Source organism: [Actinomadura] parvosata subsp. kistnae, from assembly GCF_900323885.1.
In the GTDB taxonomy this organism is placed as follows: Bacteria; Actinomycetota; Actinomycetes; order Streptosporangiales; family Streptosporangiaceae; genus Nonomuraea; species Nonomuraea composti.
Map to the genome: position 1 here is coordinate 2,014,410 of NZ_OOHJ01000018.1, position 16,261 is coordinate 2,030,670.

Genomic DNA, 16,261 nt, shown 5'->3' on the forward strand with positions numbered 1-16,261 from the left:
AGATCACCTCACAGAGTAGTAAGCCTCGACGGTGCACGCAGGTTCGCTTCGTGACACGATGCCTCCGTGCTGCCCTATGCCGCCTACCTCCGTGTCTATGAGCCACTGACCGCGTTCGCCGAGTCCGAGCGCAAGGTGTGGGCCGACTATGCCGACTCACGTGACCGCCCTCGTCGTGCGAACGCGCTCAATGCGGAGCACGGCGAGTCCGTCATGCGCCTGCTCGGCATGCCCCCTCAACCCGTTCCCGCCCAGGAGAGCCCCAACGCCTATCTGCGGCGCGTTGAGGACCGGCTCTATGTCTGCCCCTGGCAAACCCGTTTGCGCTCGTGGCTGGCGTTCTCACGGCTCCGTGGCACCACTCCGGTGAAACTGATGGACCATCTCGTGCCCAAGGCGATCGCCGAGCAGACGGCCGACGACTTCGACCGCTACAAGCGGCAGGCCGGTTCGGCGGCGTTGCGCACGCATATCCGCACCACGGCGTGGCATGTGCCGCCATCGTGGTTCGTGCCGTTTGATGGGAACGAGCGCTGGCTGGTGCTCGGCTCCGCCAACCCGGGACAGGACGTGACCACCACTACCGGGCGTAACCTGATCTACGTCACCTCCATGGCCCAGGCCAGGAGGCGCACGGCGCGGGCGCTGAGCGTGCTGCGCCGGCATCTGGGCGACGTCGCCGCGAACTTCGACGTGGAGGACGTCGCGAGGTGGCTGGAGGAGTTCCACCCGCACTCCCTGGTGGAGCTCGACTACGGCGGGCTCGTCCACCTCATGGACGACGACGCGTTGCAGGCCGACCAGTCCGTCGCGGAGCTCTCGGCGGCCCTGACGGGCCTGGACACGGGTCAAGAAGAACTTGCCTACGCCATGTACCAGAGGGTCATCCTGCGGTGGAAGTCAATGCAACTGCTGGAATCTGCCAACTGAGCCCCAATACGGCCGTCTGACCTGCATGAGTAGGTCACGTCTCGCGGCTGCTCTCTTCTGCGAACTGAGTAGTTTGCCGTTTTCACTGCGATACCACGAACCGTGTCGCTAGAATCACCGAGCGTGACATGGCCACGGGGGCGGGCAGTTGGGTCAAAGAAGGGCTCGCCAATCGCTCTGCGTGGCGGTATGGTCACATCGGGTGATGCCGCATATGGCTCAGAAAAGCCGCACGCTCTGGGCTATAGGGGGACATCCGTGACACGCGCAAAGGCAGTCACAGGATCGCTACGCCGGTCCACACGGAGGAGAGGCCGCACAAATGTCAGCTCGTACACCCGAGGCCGAGCCACTGCTCACGCCCGCTGAGGTCGCGACCATGTTCAGGGTCGACCCCAAGACCGTTACGCGGTGGGCCAAGGCGGGCAAGTTGACGTCGATTCGTACCCTCGGCGGTCATCGGCGTTACCGGGAGACCGAGGTTCGCGCACTGCTCGCGGGGATTCCGCAGCAGCGCTCCGAGTAGCCGAGGGTCCTCACGGACCTCAGGGGGGTTTAAGGGGGTGGACCAGGCCGCGCCTTGGCCGGGTCCACCGCTGTGACGATGGGGAAGTTGGCGTCGCCCGCGCCGGCGCCACTCTTCCCTGCCTCCCCCGCTCCCGGGCGGCGGCTCCCCTACGCCAGCCGCTCCAGCAGCCCGGCGACCTCGCCGTCATGGGCGGCGGCGACGCCGAGCAGCGCCACCATGTGCTGCACCAGCATGTTCTCCAGCATCGGGCGCTCAAGGTCGCGATGCTCCAGCCAGTCGAGACCGGCCGTCTCCACTGAGGCGATCCACGACCGCAGCGTCGTGCGCAGCACCGGGCTCGGCTCCTCGACGCCCATCTGCTTCTGGATGAGCCGGAACAACCTCCGGCGCACGCCGTCGACGATCTCGCCGACCTCGCCGGTCCTGTTGGCGGGCCCGCCCCGCAGCAGCGCGGCGAAACCGGCCGCGTGCTCCTCCACGAAGTCGAAGTAGCGCGACAGCCCCGAGGCCAGCTCGTCGAGCGGCCGGCCGCCCCCCTGGGGCCGCAGCCGGGACTCCAGCTGCTCCGCCGCGCTTCTCAGCGCGGCCACGTACAGCTCCTGCTTGCCGCCGAAGTAGTGGTAGACCAGGGCCCGCGAAGCCCCCGCCGCCGAAGCCACGTCGTCGATCGAGACGTCTTCCGCGTCGCGGGTGCTGAACAGCTCCAGCGCCGCCGCCATGAGCTCTTCCCGACGCCGGTCCACGCTGAGCCTGCGCCGAGCCGGCCGTGCCGTCTCGGCTGACTTCCCGGGTGTCACATCTGTACGGTATCCGACGCCGTACCCACGAGCTGACGTGGAAGCTTCCGGTCAATATCCAGCTTTGGACAGCCAGATTGAGCCAATCCGTAACGGAGGCCGTACCCTGCGGCTAACTCGATCGTTTGGTCAGACAGGTGCCCATATCCGCATCGCGGGGGAGACACATGTCAGGACCGCCCGTCAACACTTCAACCATCACTGAGCTAAGAGAGGTAGACGCACTGCCTCGGCCCAGACCCACCATCCGTAACGTCGCCGAACGAGCCGGCGTGTCGAAATCGCTGGTCTCCCTCGTGCTGCGCGGATCCCCGCACGTGAGCGAGCACCGGCGCCAGGCCGTGCTGCAGGCCGCCCGCGAGCTCGGCTACCGGCCGAACGCGGTGGCGCGCAGCCTCGTCGAAGGCCGTACCCATCTGGTCGGGGCGCTCGTCGCCGACCTGCACAATCCGTTCTACGCGGAGTTCCTCGACGGCCTGCAGGAGAGCCTGCACGGCGACGGGCTGCGCATGCTGATCGGGAACAGCCAGTGGGACCCCGCGTTCGAGGACGAGGCCGTCGAGGCCTTCCTGGAGCTCAGGGTCGACGGGCTGGTCCTGCTCGGCATCCCGCCGACCAGCGAGACGCTGATCGAGGCCACCGCGTACACGCCCACCGTCGTCGTAGGGGAACGTGACATCGAGCTCGACGGCGTCGACATCGTGGTCGACGACGACCAGCTCGGCGCCCGGCTGGCCATCGACCACCTGGTCGAGCACGGCCACAAGCGGATCGCGCACATCGAGGGCCGGCGATCGTCGCGCTGCGAGGGGTATCTCGTGGCGATGCGCAGGCACTCGCTGGCGCCGTACATCATGGTCGAGGCCGCCGACTCGACCGAGGAGGGCGGCAGGGAGGCGGCGACGGCGCTGCTGACCCGCGACCCGAGGCCCACGGCGATCTTCGCCGCCAACGACGTGGTGGCGCTCGGGGTGCTCTCCGCCGCGAGCGAGCTGGGCCTGCGCGTGCCCGAAGACCTTTCGGTGGTCGGCTACGACAACACGCACCTGTCGGCCTCCCACCACATCTCGCTGACCTCGGTCGACCAGGCCCGCCGCTCCATGGGCAGGTCGGCGGCGGCGCTGCTGAGCGACCGGATCGGCGACCCCGCGAAGGCCGCGCGCCTGCGCGAGGTCCGCCCTGAGCTGATCGTGCGACGGAGCACGGGACCTGCCTAAGGAAGCCTCAAAGTCGGGTCAAGCCGTGTGGAGGCGCGGCCACACGGCGGTTTACTCGGCAGGGTCATGCTAAGAGTGGCCGGATTCGGATCCGGCCACGGTCTGATCCGGGGGAACAGTCATGCGTGATCCGGAACTGGTGTCCTGCGCCCAGCGCGCGGCGGCCGAGCTCGAACGCGCCTGGGGGCACTGGCGGGCGGGCAGGGGGCGCAGCACCGACGGCGGCGCCGAATCGGTCGCCAGCTACGTCGCCCACTCGCTCGACCACCCGTGGGGCCGCCCCCGCGTCGTCCTCGGCCTCGACGCCGAGGACGCGCGGGAGCTGGCCGCCCTGCTCGAACGTCAGGAGGTCGGCGAGCGCGTCTGGTAAGCAACTGGTCACTCGCCACGCTTGGTATGAGACGGACTCAAGCTCCCGCTCTGCCGTAAGTTGGACGGCATGCGTGCTCTACCAGCCACAGTCCTCGCCGTTTGCGGCCTGATCGCCTCCGCGTGTGGCGGCACCGGATCCGGTGGCGCCGCGGCAGGTCAGGCCGCCCCCGCGACCACCGCGGCCCAGGCTTCACCCCCCTCCTCCTCCTCATCCGCGAAGCAGTCGCCACCCGACGCCAAGCCGCTCGACGGCAAGGTCGTCGTCATCGACCCCGGCCACAACGGCGCCAACTACCGCCACCCCGCCGAGATCAACCGCAAGGTCAACGTCCTGACCCAGTGGAAGGCGTGCGACACCACCGGCACCTCCACCAACAGCGGATACAGCGAGGCCGCCTTCACGTGGGACGTCTCCCGGCGGATGACCAAGATCCTTGAAGGCCGGGGCGCCACGGTCAAGCTGACCCGCACCAGCAACAACGGGGTCGGCCCCTGCATCACCGAGCGGGCCGCCATCGGCAACAAGGCCAAGGCCGACGCCGCGATCTCCGTGCACGCCGACGGCGCCGCACCGGCCGGCCACGGCTTCCACGTCATCATGCCCAAGAAGATCAACGGGCCCGTGGACAAGGTCGTCGGCGCCTCCAGCAAGCTGGGCATCGCCGTCCGCGACGCCTTCCACAAGGGCACCGGGCTGCCCTACTCCACCTACATCGGCAAGAACGCCCTCAACTACCGCAGCGACCTCGGCGGGCTCAACCTCTCCACGGTGCCGAAGATCTTCGTCGAGTGCGGGAACATGCGTAACGCCACCGAAGCGGCCAAGTTCCAGGACCCGAAGTTCCGGCAGAAGATCGCCCTGGCGCTCGCGAACGGATTGCAGCACTATCTCGAAGCATGATTCCTCGCCCCTCGCTCCTGCGTGACCTCTCCGCCTCCTACGTGCTGACCTCGGGCGTGACCGTGTCCGGCGACCTGGTCGACGCCGTGCGTACGGCGCTGGCCGGGCTCGACCCGCTGCCCGGCGACTCCGGCGAGATCGACGTCCGGCGGGACCCGTCTCTGGGCGAGGAGGCCTACCGGCTCACGGTCGGCTCCCGGGGCGTGGAGATCGCGGCCGGCGGCCGGGCGGGCGCCTTCTACGCGGCGCAGTCCCTGCGCCAGCTCCTGCCCGACGCCTCCTACCGGTTCTCCTCCGGCGGGTCCTGGCCCGTTCCAGGGGTACGCGTCGAGGACGCGCCCCGATACGCCTGGCGCGGGCTGCACCTCGACGTGGCCAGGCACTTCTTCCCCAAGCGGGAGATCCTGCGGCTGATCGACCTCATGGCCGTGCACAAGCTCAACCGGCTGCACCTGCACCTCGTGGACGACCAGGGGTGGCGGGTCGAGAGCCGGGCGTACCCGCTGCTGCACGAGGTCGCCTCGCACCGGCCGCGCACCGCCACCAACTACTACCGCGAGCCCGAGACCTACGACGACGTGCCGCACGGCGGCTACTACACCCTCGACGACCTGGCCGAGATGGGCGCCTACGCGCGCTCCCGCTGCGTCACCATCGTGCCCGAGATCGACGTGCCCGGGCACGCCTCGGCGATCCTCGCCGCCTACCCCGAGTTCGGGGCCACCGGGGAGCGGCACGACGTGCTCGACCGCTGGGGCATCTCCCCCGCCATCCTGTCGCCGCTGCCGCCCACCGTGGAGTTCCTGACCACGATCTTCGACGAGCTGCTGGGCGCGCTGGGCGAGACCCCGTACGTGCACATCGGCGGCGACGAGGTCGTCCTCGACCACTGGGCGGCCTCCGCCGAGATCGCCGCCTACCGCGAGTCGCTCGGGCTGGCCACCGCCAACGACCTCCAGGCGTGGTTCCTGCGGCGGCTCGCGGACGCGCTCGCCGAGCGCGGCGCGCGGGCCGTCGTGTGGGACGAGGCGTTCGTCAGCGGCGGGCTGCGCCAGGACACCGTCGTCATGCCGTGGCGCGGCATGAACGTCGGCCGGCGCGCCGCCGCCGCCGGGCACGACGTGGTGGCCACGCCCGTCTTCCCGCTGTACTTCGACTACGCCGAAGCCTCCTCGCCCGACGAGCCCATGGCCATCGGCGACGCCATCACCCTCTCCGACGTGGCGGCCTTCTCGCCGGCGCCCGCCGAATGGACGGAGGAGGAGCGGGGGCACGTCCTGGGGGTGCAGGCGCAGCTGTGGACCGAGCGCGTGCCCGACGCCCGCACCGTCGACTACCGGCTGTGGCCGCGGGCCTGCGCGCTGGCCGAGGTCGCGTGGGCCGGCTCCGCCTCCGACGACTTCCCGGGGCGGCTGGGCGAGCACCTGGGGCGGCTGGACGCGCTCGGGGTCGAGTACCGGCCGCTCGACGGGCCGCGGCCCTGGCAGCGGCGGCGGCCCCACCGGCCCGCCGGGGTGCGGGTGACCGAGGTGATGGCCCGGATCGACGCCATGACCCACCACGCGGAGTCGACCCGGCCCAGCATCTAGCCCGTGCCTCCGCCCGCTGTACTTCTTTTGGGGGAGGGGAAGGCTTGCCGCCCTCCTTCGGAGGGGGCAGCTCGCTTGGGGAGAGGCCGGCTCGCCTCGGAGGGCGACGGCCGGCCGTCCGGGGGTCAGAAGGCGGGGCGGTCGTTGAGGATGAGCTGGAAGAGGCGGTGGTCCTGCCAGCGGCCGTCGATCTCCAGGTAGCGGGGCGCCTCGCCGAACTGCTCGAAGCCGCACTTGCGCAGCACGCTCTGCGAGGCCTCGTTGTCGAGCAGCGTGCTGGCCGCGAGGCGGTGCAGGCCGAGCTCCTGGTCGGCGATGCGGCACACTTCACGGACGGCACTCGTGGCCAGGCCGCGGCCGACGTACTCGGCGTCGATCCAGTAGCCGAGGTCGGCGTTGAGCCACGGGCCGCGGACGATGTTGCTGAGCGTCATGCGGCCCACGACGAGGTCGCCGTCGGCCAGGACCCAGGCCGCGGCCTGCCCCCTGGCCTGCAGTTCGAGCAGGCTCTTGAGGCGCTCGGCCTGCCCGGCCAGGGTGAAGAACTCGTCGGGCCTGCGCGGCTCCCAGGGCCGGAGGTGGTCGCGGTTGCGGACGTAGGCGGCGAGCAGGGCTTCGGCGTCCTGCTCGGTCACGAGGCGGAGGACGACGTCGCCGGCAAGGGGAATCGGTTCGATCACCGTCTCACGATAAGGGGCTCAGGCGGTGCGGCCGATGGCCTCCGTCACCGACTTGAGGCCGTGGCGGCGGACGCGGCGCAGGAGCTGCCGGTGGATGTGCGCGGCCCAGAGGGGGCCGCCGTAGACCCAGCCGGTGTAGCCCTGGACGAGGGTGGCTCCGGCGAGGAGGCGTTCCCAGACGTCGTCGACGTCCTCGACCCCGCCGGCGGACACGAGCGTGATGCGGTCGCCCACCTTGGCGCGCAGGCGGCGCAGGACCTCCAGGGAGCGGGCCTTGAGCGGCCGGCCGGACAGGCCGCCGGTCTCGCCGTCGTGCTTGATGGTGGTGTTGGTGGCGATGATGCCGTCGAGGCCCAGCTCCAGGGCCAGCTCGGCGACGGCGTCGACGTCCTCGTCCGCGAGGTCGGGTGCGATCTTGACGAGCAGCGGCGTGCGGCGGGGCGTGGCGTCGGCGACCTCCTTCACGGCCGTGAGCAGAGGCCGCAGGAGCGAGACGGCCTGGAGGTTGCGCAGGCCGGGCGTGTTGGGCGAGCTGACGTTGACGACGAGGTAGTCGGCCAGCGGGGCGAGCTCCTTGGCGCTGGCGACGTAGTCGGCCGTGGCCTCGGACTCGGGCACCACCTTGGTCTTGCCGATGTTCACGCCGATGACGACCGGCACGCTGCGGGTGCGGCGCAGCCGGCGGGCGGCGGCGACGGCGCCGGCGTTGTTGAAGCCCATGCGGTTGATCACCGCGTGCTGCCGGACCAGCCGGAACAGGCGGGGCCGCGGGTTGCCGGGCTGGCCGTGCGCGGTGATGGTGCCGACCTCGACGTGGCCGAAACCGAGCGCCGACAGCGCCTCGGCGCAGGCGGCGTCCTTGTCGAAGCCGGCGGCCAGCCCGAGCGGCCCGGGGAAGTGCACGCCGAACGCGGTCACGCGCAGGGCCGGGTCGTGCGGCGCGAGCGCCCGGTGCAGCAGCCGCTTGACCAGCGGCAGCCGGGCGAGGAGCGCGAGGGCGCTCACGGTGAATCGGTGCACGGCCTCGGCGTCGAGACGCCGCAAGACCTGCGAGAACACGAGGCGATACATCACGGGTCAGGCTACCAAGCCGGCCTCGTGGGCGATGATCGCGGCCTGGACGCGGTTGCGCACGTCGAGCCGGGTGAGGATGGCGCTCACGTACGCCTTCACCGTGCCTTCGACGATGTGCAGCTCGCGGGCGATCTCGGCGTTCGACATGCCGGCCCCGAGCAGGGCGAGCACCTCGCGCTCGCGCTCGGTGAGCCCGGAGATGCGGTCGCGGGCGACGGCTCCCCTGGCCATCCGGCCGCCGGACAGCTGCGCGATGACGCGCTGGGCGACCTTCGGCGACAGGTACGCGGCCCCGCCGGCGACCGCGTGGATGCCGGCGATGAGCTCGCGCGGGTCGCCCGACTTGAGCAGGAACCCGCTGGCCCCGATGTCGAGCGCCTTGGCGATGTAGTCGTCCTCGCCGAACGTGGTGAGCATCACCACGGCGGTGCCGGGCGCGGCCCGGCGCAGCTCGGCGGCGGCGGCGAGCCCGTCGAGGCGGGGCATGCGGATGTCGAGGAGCGCGACGTCGGGGTGGTGGCTGATGGCCAGGTCGACCGCCTGCCTGCCGTCGCCCGCCTCGGCCACGACCTCCAGCTCCGGGTCGGACTCCAGGATCGCCCGGACCCCGGCTCTGATCATGGCCTCGTCGTCGGCCAGGAGTATGCGGATCACAGTCCTCTATATTGGCTGACCATGGCACAAGTGAAGGTGTACGGGCGCAGGGACGTGTGGGCGGGGCGGCAGCGGGAGGTCTCCGACCTTCTCCAGTCGTGCCTGGTGAGCGCGTGGGGGATCCCGGAGGACAAGCGGTTCCACCGGTTCCTGCTGCTCGACGCGGACGACTTCGTCTGCCCTCAGCGTAGTGAGCGTTATCTCATCATCGAGGTCGTGTGCTTCACGGGCCGCAGCGACGAGGCCAAGAAGGCGCTGATCCGCGAGATCTACGAGAAGTCGGGATTCGACCCCGAGGACGTGGAGATCACGATCATTGAGATGCCCAAGCCGAACTGGGGAATTCGCGGTGTTCCCGCAGATGAGCTCTCTCTGTCGTACAAGGTGGAGGTCTGAGGTCAGGGGCAGAGTCGGGCGGGCGGTATGGTCCGACTCATGAGCACTCACTATGACGTCGTCGTTCTCGGCGCGGGTCCTGGAGGATATACGGCCGCGGTCCGCGCCGCCCAGCTCGGACTGCGCACCGCGGTCGTCGAGGAGAAGTACTGGGGTGGCGTCTGCCTGAACGTGGGCTGCATCCCGTCCAAGGCGCTGCTGCGCAACGCGGAGCTCGCTCACATCTTCCACAACGAGGCGAAGACCTTCGGCATCAGCGGCGAGGTCACCTTCGACTACGGCGCGGCCTTCCAGCGCAGCCGCAAGGTGGCCGACGGGCGGGTCAAGGGCGTTCACTACCTGATGAAGAAGAACGCCATCACGGAGTACGACGGGCGGGGCACGTTCCTCGACGCGAACACGCTCCAGGTCAACGGCGAGACGATCACGTTCTCCCACTGCATCATCGCGGCCGGCGCGACCACCAGGCTGATCCCCGGCACGCAGTTGTCCGAGCGCGTGGTCACGTACGAGGAGCAGATCCTCACCGAGGAGCTGCCGGGCAGCATCGTCATCGCGGGCGCCGGCGCCATCGGCGTGGAGTTCGCCTACGTGCTGCACAACTACGGCGTCAAGGTGACCATCGTCGAGTTCCTCGACCGTATGGTGCCGCTGGAGGACGAAGAGGTCTCGGCCGAGCTGGCCAAGCGTTACAAGCGGCTCGGCATCGAGGTCATGACCTCGACCCGGGTCGACGCCATCGAGGACACCGGCTCCTCCGTCAAGGTCACCGTCACGCGCGGCGACCAGACGCAGGTGCTGGAGGCCGACAAGGTGCTGCAGGCCATCGGGTTCCAGCCGCGCGTCGACGGCTACGGGCTGGAGAAGACCGGCGTGGCGCTGACCGAGCGCGGCGCGATCGCGGTCGACGGGCGCGGGCGCACGAACGTGCCGCACATCTACGCCATCGGCGACGTCACGGCCAAGCTGATGCTGGCGCACGCCGCCGAGTCCATGGGCATCATCGCGGCCGAGACGATCGCGGGCGCCGAGACCATGGAGCTCGACTTCGTGATGATCCCGCGCGCGACCTACTGCCAGCCGCAGGTGGCCAGCTTCGGCTACACCGAGGCGCAGGCCCGCGACCTGGGCTACGACGTGAAGGTGGCGAAGTTCCCGTTCACGGCCAACGGCAAGGCGCACGGCCTGGGCGACTCGGCCGGGTTCGTGAAGATCATCAGTGACAACACGCACGGCGAGCTGCTCGGCGCGCACCTGATCGGGCCGGAGGTGACCGAGCTGCTGCCGGAGCTGACGCTGGCGCAGCAGTGGGACCTGACGGTGCACGAGGTGGCCCGCAACGTGCACGCGCACCCGACGCTCGGCGAGGCCGTCAAGGAGGCCATCCACGGGCTCGCGGGCCACATGATCAACATGTGAAGAGGCTTCGGTGGTGATCGGTACGGCTCTCCGCGGTCGTGCCGATCACAGTGGGGTCAGAGATCCCGCCCGGCGGCCACGGCCTCGCGCAGCGAGGCGGCCAGGGCGTCCGCCTGCGCGGACAGGGCACGCACGCCTTCCGTGTCGCCCGTCATGGCCAGCAGGTCGAGATACTTGTCGTTGCTGCGTTGCAGCTCGCTCGCCCGTAACGCGGAGTCGGCCGCGCGGACGCGGGAGGCGTACGCCTCCAGCTCCCACACCCGCTCCGTGACGGCCGCCACCGAGCGACGCAGCGCCTCCCGCTGAGGTTCGAGCACGGCGGTCAGCTCCGGGGTGATCACCTCGGCCAGCGCCAGCGCCTGCTCGGCCCGCAGGTCCGTGTGGACGCGGACGATCCTGGCGATCTCCCACAGGCGCTCGGGCAGCACGACGTCGTTGGCGATCGCGTCGAGCAGCCCCAGGCGGTGCACGCGGGAGCCGGTCACGTCGCGGACCGCCCTCCTGGCCCTGGCCAGCAGGTCGAGGGCGGGCTCGTCCAGCTCGGCCGGGACGACGAAGCGGCCGGCGTGCCGGCGGGCCAAACGATCGGCCGGGTTCTGGCGGGCGACCCCGACGAACAGGACCCCGGTGAGGAAGGCCATCATGGCGGCCAGCCCCATGCTCTCGTGCCCCGTCTGGAACGCCGTCAGGCCCAGCACCGCCCCTGGCACGGCCGCGCACAGCCCGCCGACGCCGAACAGCCGCCGCACCCACCGCGGCGGCTCCGGCTCGGGCCGGCCGAGCAGGAACGGCAGCGCACCCGCGAGCAGGCGGCGCTCCCGCACGGGAACGGCGGGATCGATGATCGGCTGGTCGATCCAGCTCTGCACCGGCGGCACCTCCCCCTGTGTGCTCTCCCTTCCGAGCACACCCCGTCCGGCCCGGTCGGCTCCACCACAGCCGTGTGCGGATGTCGTGAAGATGTCGTGCAGTCGTCCTTGCGCCCGGGGCGCGGACTTCTCACCAGATCTTCAGAATTCGCCCAGACTCCTCTGAGGATGCCTGGAGACGTTGGAGTCGACTCCGCAAGAGACCCTCGCATCGGACGGTGGTCCCCCCTCATGACCTCAACTCCCCCTCAGACGACCGCACGGCACTCGCGCCTGCCGGCCTCCCGGGGCGCCACGCTGCTCCGCCTGGGCCTGCTGGCGCTGGTCGCGATCGGCATCGTGGGCGCCGCGCTGGAGCTCGCCTTCGAACGCCACTGGCAGAGCCCCGCGCAGCTCATCCCCTGGGTGGCGCTGGCGCTGCAGGTGGTCGCGCTGGTGCTGCTGCTCCTGCGCGACTCGGGGCCGGTGCTCACCGTCGCGCGCGTGCTGGCGGCGGTCGTCCTGCTCGCCTCCGCGTACGGCGTCTTCATGCACGTGTCGGTCAACCACGGCATGGGTGCGATGGACCCGCAGTGGGACTCGTACTCGCCGCTCACCCAGTGGTGGTACGCGCTGACCAAGTCGGTCGGCGGTGCGCCGCCGCTCGCGCCCGGCATGCTCGCCCAGAGTGCGCTGCTCCTGCTGCTGGCCAGCGTGACGCCGAAGCGGCTCGCGGCCTGATCCAGGGATTCCTTCCGACGTTTCCTGAACGATCGCATCTGGCTATTCCTGAACGATTGCTGAACACTCCGGAACTTTCACTGCATTCTTCGCGTCTCACTCAGGCAAAGCTCAGCGAGCAGGTGAGGCTGGTGAGGTTGGAGTGGCATTACGTCGCGCAGTCATCGCGGCGGCCGTGATCATGGCCACCGCGTTCAGCACCGATGGGGCGGCGGCCGCGGTCGCACCGCCCCATCGCACGATCCAGGCGGCCCCGATCGCCCCGGCCACCGCGGAGCCCGTCGGCGCCCCCACGGAGGCAGCCGCGGAGCCCGTCTGCGTACGGCTCAAGGGCGCCGAGGCGTGCGTGGGCCCCGACGGGAGCGACCGCCCCGGCATCACGATCGAGGACACGGCCGACGACCACCGCCATCCCGCGGTCGAGTACTACCTGAACGGCTACCTCGGCACCAAGTACGTCATCCACAACCTCGGCCGCAAGGGTGCCGTGCGCGGCAACCGCGAGATCGGCAAGGTCGTCACCTTCCGCGCCGCGCTGTACCAGGGCAACCACCGGGTCAAGTACGGCCGCTGGAAGACCGTCCAGAATGTCGCGAAATATCCAGTTAAGCGCGACACCCGCACCACCCCCGCCGGCGCCCGCGGCAAGTCCAGGACGTGCACCTCGACGAAGGGCGCCGCGACCCTGTGCTTCGGCGAGCGCAAGACGTTCGTCTACGCCTGCGACACCGCCGCCGACGAGTACCAGGCGCGCGCCGAGTACTTCGTGGGCGGCGACCCGACCACCCGCTACGAGATCCACCAGCTCGCCGGCGTCGGCACCTGCGGCAGGGCCGAGCACGGCGACCTGTCCATCAGCATGTACCGGGCCTCGGTGTTCGACCACGGCCGGCGCAAGGCCACCAGGCTCTACAAGTACAACTGATCAGAACGGCGCGACGATCTCCCGCACGGCCTCGGCGCACTCCCTGGCGTTGTCGTCGTGGGCGATGCTGCTCAGCAGCTCCCGCAGGTGGTACAGCGGCATGCGCTCCTGCCAGCCGGACGGCAGGGGCGCGGGGGCCGCGTACACCTCGAAGAAGCGCTGGGCGGCCGGCGGGCGCGGCGAGCACCACAACATGCTGAGGTCGGCCTCGGCGAAGCTGTAGGAGACGGCGGGGTCGATCAGCGCGGGCGCCCCGGTGGGGCCGCAGAGGATGTTCTCGCGCCACAGGTCGCCGTGCGTGAGCACCGGCGGGGCGGGCGGCAGCAGGTCGGGCAGGGCCGCGCAGAGGCGTTCGAGCGCCGCGCGGTCCTCGCGGTCCAGCGCCGCCGCCACCAGCGGCTCCGTGAGCCAGCGCAGGATGCGGCGACGGGCGAACCAGGCGTGCCCGTCGTCGTCCCACGTGTTGTCCTGGCGCAGGCGGCCCAGCCAGCCGTCCCGGTGCCAGCCGAACCGCTCGCCCGCCGTGGCGGCGTGCAGGCCCGCCAGCGCGAGCGCCAGCTCCTCCCAGAAGCGCTCGTCGTCCTCGCGGCGGGGCGGCAGCGGCTCCAGCACCAGCAGGTCCGGCGTCACGGCCAGCACCTCCGGGGTGGTGACCCCGCCCAGCTCGCGTAGCGCGCGCAGCCCGGCCGCCTCGATCTCGAACAGATCGGACCCCGCCGAACGTAACGTCTTGGCGAACACCCGCGACCCGTCGCGCAACGTGGCCATCCCCGCCAGCGCCACCACCCCGCCGGGCGCCGCCCGTACCGACTCCGCCTCGAACCCGGCCGCGCGCAGCCGTGCCAGCAGCAGCTCCACCGTCACCTCCACAGGCACCTCCACCGTCACCTCCACAGGGCCGTCACTGCGCGAGCGGCCGCCCGTCCGCTCGCGGCGTGAAAGTTTCAGCCTCGATTGACGCCCGCGCGGCCCCGCGCCCATGATCATGATGCTTCCTGGTCAGGAGGAGGCGTCGAGCTGAATACCCGCAAATCCAGCACGAGGTGCGCCGATGCCGAAAGTTCCCCTGCGAGCCGCGCTGGCGGCCCTGCTGACGCTGACCGCTCTGACCGCTCCTGCCGCGTACGCCGACGAGAGCACCGCCGTCAAGGTGACGGTGAACGCCCGCGCCGCACTGGCCACCGTCCCTGAGACGGGCCTCGGCACCAACCATGCCATCTGGGACACCAACCTGGGCACGGACCAGACCGCCGACCTGCTCAAGGACGCGGGCATGAAGCTGCTGCGCTACCCCGGCGGCTCGTACTCCGACATCTACCACTGGGCCACCCACACCGCCCCCGGCGGTTATGTCGCCCCGAACACCGACTTCGACACGTTCATGCGCGGGGTGCGCCGCACCGGCGCGCAGCCGATGGTGACCGCCAACTACGGCACCGGCACCGCCGAGGAGGCGGCCGGCTGGGTGCGCGAGGCCAACATCGTCAAGAAGTACGGCGTCAAGTACTGGGAGATCGGCAACGAGAACTACGGCAACGGCCACTACGGCTCGGCCTGGGAGGCGGACGACCACGCCGACAAGAGCCCGAACGAGTACGCCCGCCACGTCGTCGCCTACGCCGACGCGATGAAGGCAGTCGACCCCACCATCAAGATCGGCGCCGTGCTGACCACGCCCGCGAACTGGCCCGATGCCATCACGGCCGAGGGCGACAGCGGCTCATGGAACAAGATCGTCCTGTCCGCCGCGGGGCCGAAGATCGACTTCGTCATCCTGCACTGGTACCCCGGCGCCCTCGACCGGAACGGCCACGTACCGGACATGATCCAGCTCACCCGCGACCAGATCGCCAAGTACGCCGGGCCCGGCTCGGAGCGGATCGGCATCGCGATGACCGAGTTCAACACCGGCTCCAGCAGCAACGGTTCCACCACCCAGCCGGGTGCCCTGGCCGCCGCCGACGCGTACGCGTCCCTGCTGGCCAACGGCGTCTTCACCGTGGACTGGTGGAACGTCCACAACGGCATCGGCACCGTCACCGAGGTCGAGGGACACACCGACTACGGCGACTTCGGCCTGCTGTCGAGCGGCAGCTGCACCTCCGACGGCACCGTCTGCGAGCCCGCGCTGAACACCCCGTTCGCCCCCTACTACGCGTTGCAGATGGTGAGCAAGTTCGCCCGGCCGGGTGACCGGTTCATCCGCGCCGCCACGGACCAGCCCAAGGTCACCGCGCACGCGGCCCGCCGTCCGAACGGCGACCTGGCCGTCCTGATGATCAACACCTCGTCCGACACGTCGTACCCGGTCCAGCTCGCCTACTCGGGCTTCACGCCCGCCGCCGGCGCGCCCACCGTCCTGTCCCACACGAACGGCGCCACCGCCATCACCACCACGACGTCCGGCACCGCCACCACCCAGACCCTGCCGCCCCTCTCCCTGACCACCGTCGTCCTCAAGCCGTCCTCCGTGCAGGCCGGCCGCCCCGGCACCCCCGGCCAGCCCACGGTCAGCGCCGTCACGGACCGGACCGCCACCATCACCTGGCCCGCCGCCAAGCCCGGCACCCGCCCCATCGCCAAGTACGAGGTCCACCGCCAGAACGGCGCCATCACCGAGCAGCTCGGCGAGACCTCCGCCACCACCCTCACGGTCCACAACCTCAAGCCCGGCACCCGCTACACCGTCAACGTGATCGCCCGCGACACCGGCGGCGCCACCTCCGACCCCTCACCCCCGCTCACCTTCACCACCGGCACCCCCGCCACCAGCTCCTGCTCGGTCAAGCTGACCATCCAGACCGACTGGGCCAGCGGCTACGTCGCCTCCATCGACATCACCAACCACGGCGCCCCCCTCAACGGCTGGACCCTCGCCTTCACCTGGCCCCGCACGTGGCAGAGCCTGGGCAGCGGCTGGAGCGCCGTCTGGACGCAGACCGGCTCGGACGTCAAGGCCGCCAACGAGCCCGCGAACCCGTCCCTGGCCACGGACGCCACCACCACGATCGGGTACGTCGGCAACTACAGCGGCCCGAACGTCCTCCCGTCCGTCTTCACCCTGAACGGCACGGTCTGCACGACCGAGTGACCTGCGCTTTCCAGAGCACGCGGCTGCCCGCAGCCGCGTGCTCAGGGTTGTCGCGTGCTCCGGGCGGCCGCGTACTACGGGTGGCCGCGTACTCCGGG

General features: G+C 70.5%; 17 protein-coding genes. 11 read left to right on the plus strand and 6 right to left on the minus strand.

Annotated features, from left to right (window positions below; genetic code table 11):
- The first annotated feature begins 66 nt into the window (after nt 1-66).
- Nucleotides 67-930, plus strand: coding sequence for a DUF8083 family protein (locus KIS93_RS29270; protein WP_080044624.1), 864 nt, complete (start codon nt 67-69; stop codon nt 928-930).
- 322 nt (nt 931-1,252) lie between these two features.
- On the plus strand, nt 1,253-1,456 hold the full coding sequence (bldC, locus tag KIS93_RS29275) for a developmental transcriptional regulator BldC (protein WP_013133571.1): 204 nt from the start codon (nt 1,253-1,255) through the stop codon (nt 1,454-1,456).
- A 149-nt stretch (nt 1,457-1,605) separates the two neighbouring features.
- Here the strand turns inward: bldC and KIS93_RS29280 are convergent, their stop codons facing one another.
- Complete coding sequence (locus tag KIS93_RS29280) at nt 1,606-2,202, minus strand: TetR/AcrR family transcriptional regulator (RefSeq protein WP_230465745.1); 597 nt, start codon at nt 2,200-2,202, stop codon at nt 1,606-1,608.
- Nucleotides 2,203-2,423: 221 nt separating this feature from the next.
- Here KIS93_RS29280 and KIS93_RS29285 point away from each other — a divergent pair, with 221 nt between their 5' ends.
- The 4 genes from KIS93_RS29285 (at nt 2,424) to KIS93_RS29300 (ending at nt 6,335) form a co-directional block, all read left to right on the plus strand.
- A complete protein-coding gene (locus KIS93_RS29285) occupies nt 2,424-3,473 on the plus strand; it encodes a LacI family DNA-binding transcriptional regulator (protein ID WP_080044621.1) in 1,050 nt (349 codons plus the stop codon).
- Between the two features lie 121 nt (nt 3,474-3,594).
- Nucleotides 3,595-3,843, plus strand: coding sequence for a hypothetical protein (locus tag KIS93_RS29290; protein ID WP_080044620.1), 249 nt, complete (start codon nt 3,595-3,597; stop codon nt 3,841-3,843).
- 69 nt (nt 3,844-3,912) lie between these two features.
- Nucleotides 3,913-4,746 (plus strand): N-acetylmuramoyl-L-alanine amidase, encoded by an 834-nt coding sequence (locus KIS93_RS29295; protein WP_080047437.1) that lies wholly within the window; start codon nt 3,913-3,915, stop codon nt 4,744-4,746.
- The gene (locus KIS93_RS29300; RefSeq protein WP_080044618.1) at nt 4,743-6,335 is read left to right on the plus strand and encodes a beta-N-acetylhexosaminidase; all 1,593 of its coding nucleotides are present in this window, start codon (nt 4,743-4,745) and stop codon (nt 6,333-6,335) included. The genes KIS93_RS29295 and KIS93_RS29300 overlap by 4 nt, the downstream gene beginning before the upstream one ends.
- A 125-nt stretch (nt 6,336-6,460) precedes the next feature.
- On the opposite strand, the gene KIS93_RS29305 is transcribed toward KIS93_RS29300, so the two are convergent.
- From KIS93_RS29305 to KIS93_RS29315, 3 genes are read right to left on the minus strand one after another with little or no spacing between them, the layout of a single operon-like run.
- Complete coding sequence (locus tag KIS93_RS29305; protein ID WP_080044617.1) at nt 6,461-7,015, minus strand: GNAT family N-acetyltransferase; 555 nt, start codon at nt 7,013-7,015, stop codon at nt 6,461-6,463.
- An 18-nt stretch (nt 7,016-7,033) separates the two neighbouring features.
- On the minus strand, nt 7,034-8,086 hold the full coding sequence (locus KIS93_RS29310) for a quinone-dependent dihydroorotate dehydrogenase (RefSeq protein ID WP_186404504.1): 1,053 nt from the start codon (nt 8,084-8,086) through the stop codon (nt 7,034-7,036).
- Nucleotides 8,087-8,092: 6 nt separating this feature from the next.
- Nucleotides 8,093-8,743: a response regulator gene (locus KIS93_RS29315; protein ID WP_080044615.1), complete on the minus strand. Its 651-nt coding sequence runs from the start codon at nt 8,741-8,743 to the stop codon at nt 8,093-8,095.
- 21 nt (nt 8,744-8,764) lie between these two features.
- Here KIS93_RS29315 and KIS93_RS29320 point away from each other — a divergent pair, with 21 nt between their 5' ends.
- Both KIS93_RS29320 and lpdA read left to right on the plus strand, forming a co-directional pair.
- On the plus strand, nt 8,765-9,139 hold the full coding sequence (locus tag KIS93_RS29320; protein ID WP_080044613.1) for a tautomerase family protein: 375 nt from the start codon (nt 8,765-8,767) through the stop codon (nt 9,137-9,139).
- Nucleotides 9,140-9,178: 39 nt separating this feature from the next.
- Nucleotides 9,179-10,558: a dihydrolipoyl dehydrogenase gene (gene lpdA, locus KIS93_RS29325; protein WP_080047436.1), complete on the plus strand. Its 1,380-nt coding sequence runs from the start codon at nt 9,179-9,181 to the stop codon at nt 10,556-10,558.
- Between the two features lie 56 nt (nt 10,559-10,614).
- Here the strand turns inward: lpdA and KIS93_RS29330 are convergent, their stop codons facing one another.
- Entirely contained in the window at nt 10,615-11,427 is an 813-nt protein-coding gene (locus KIS93_RS29330; protein WP_155128932.1) for a hypothetical protein, read from the minus strand.
- A 231-nt stretch (nt 11,428-11,658) separates the two neighbouring features.
- On the opposite strand from KIS93_RS29330, the gene KIS93_RS29335 reads away from it, so the two are divergent.
- Both KIS93_RS29335 and KIS93_RS29340 read left to right on the plus strand, forming a co-directional pair.
- Nucleotides 11,659-12,147 carry a hypothetical protein gene (locus KIS93_RS29335; protein WP_222107652.1) on the plus strand — a complete coding sequence of 163 codons (489 nt, stop codon included), beginning with the start codon at nt 11,659-11,661 and terminating at the stop codon, nt 12,145-12,147.
- 142 nt (nt 12,148-12,289) lie between these two features.
- Nucleotides 12,290-13,072, plus strand: coding sequence for a hypothetical protein (locus tag KIS93_RS29340; protein WP_155128930.1), 783 nt, complete (start codon nt 12,290-12,292; stop codon nt 13,070-13,072).
- On the opposite strand, the gene KIS93_RS29345 is transcribed toward KIS93_RS29340, so the two are convergent.
- Nucleotides 13,073-13,954 carry a fructosamine kinase family protein gene (locus KIS93_RS29345; RefSeq protein WP_222107653.1) on the minus strand — a complete coding sequence of 294 codons (882 nt, stop codon included), beginning with the start codon at nt 13,952-13,954 and terminating at the stop codon, nt 13,073-13,075.
- A gap of 169 nt (nt 13,955-14,123) precedes the next feature.
- On the opposite strand from KIS93_RS29345, the gene KIS93_RS29350 reads away from it, so the two are divergent.
- Nucleotides 14,124-16,163, plus strand: a complete 2,040-nt coding sequence (locus KIS93_RS29350) for a cellulose binding domain-containing protein (protein ID WP_080044609.1) — start codon at nt 14,124-14,126, stop codon at nt 16,161-16,163.
- Nucleotides 16,164-16,261 lie beyond the last annotated feature (98 nt).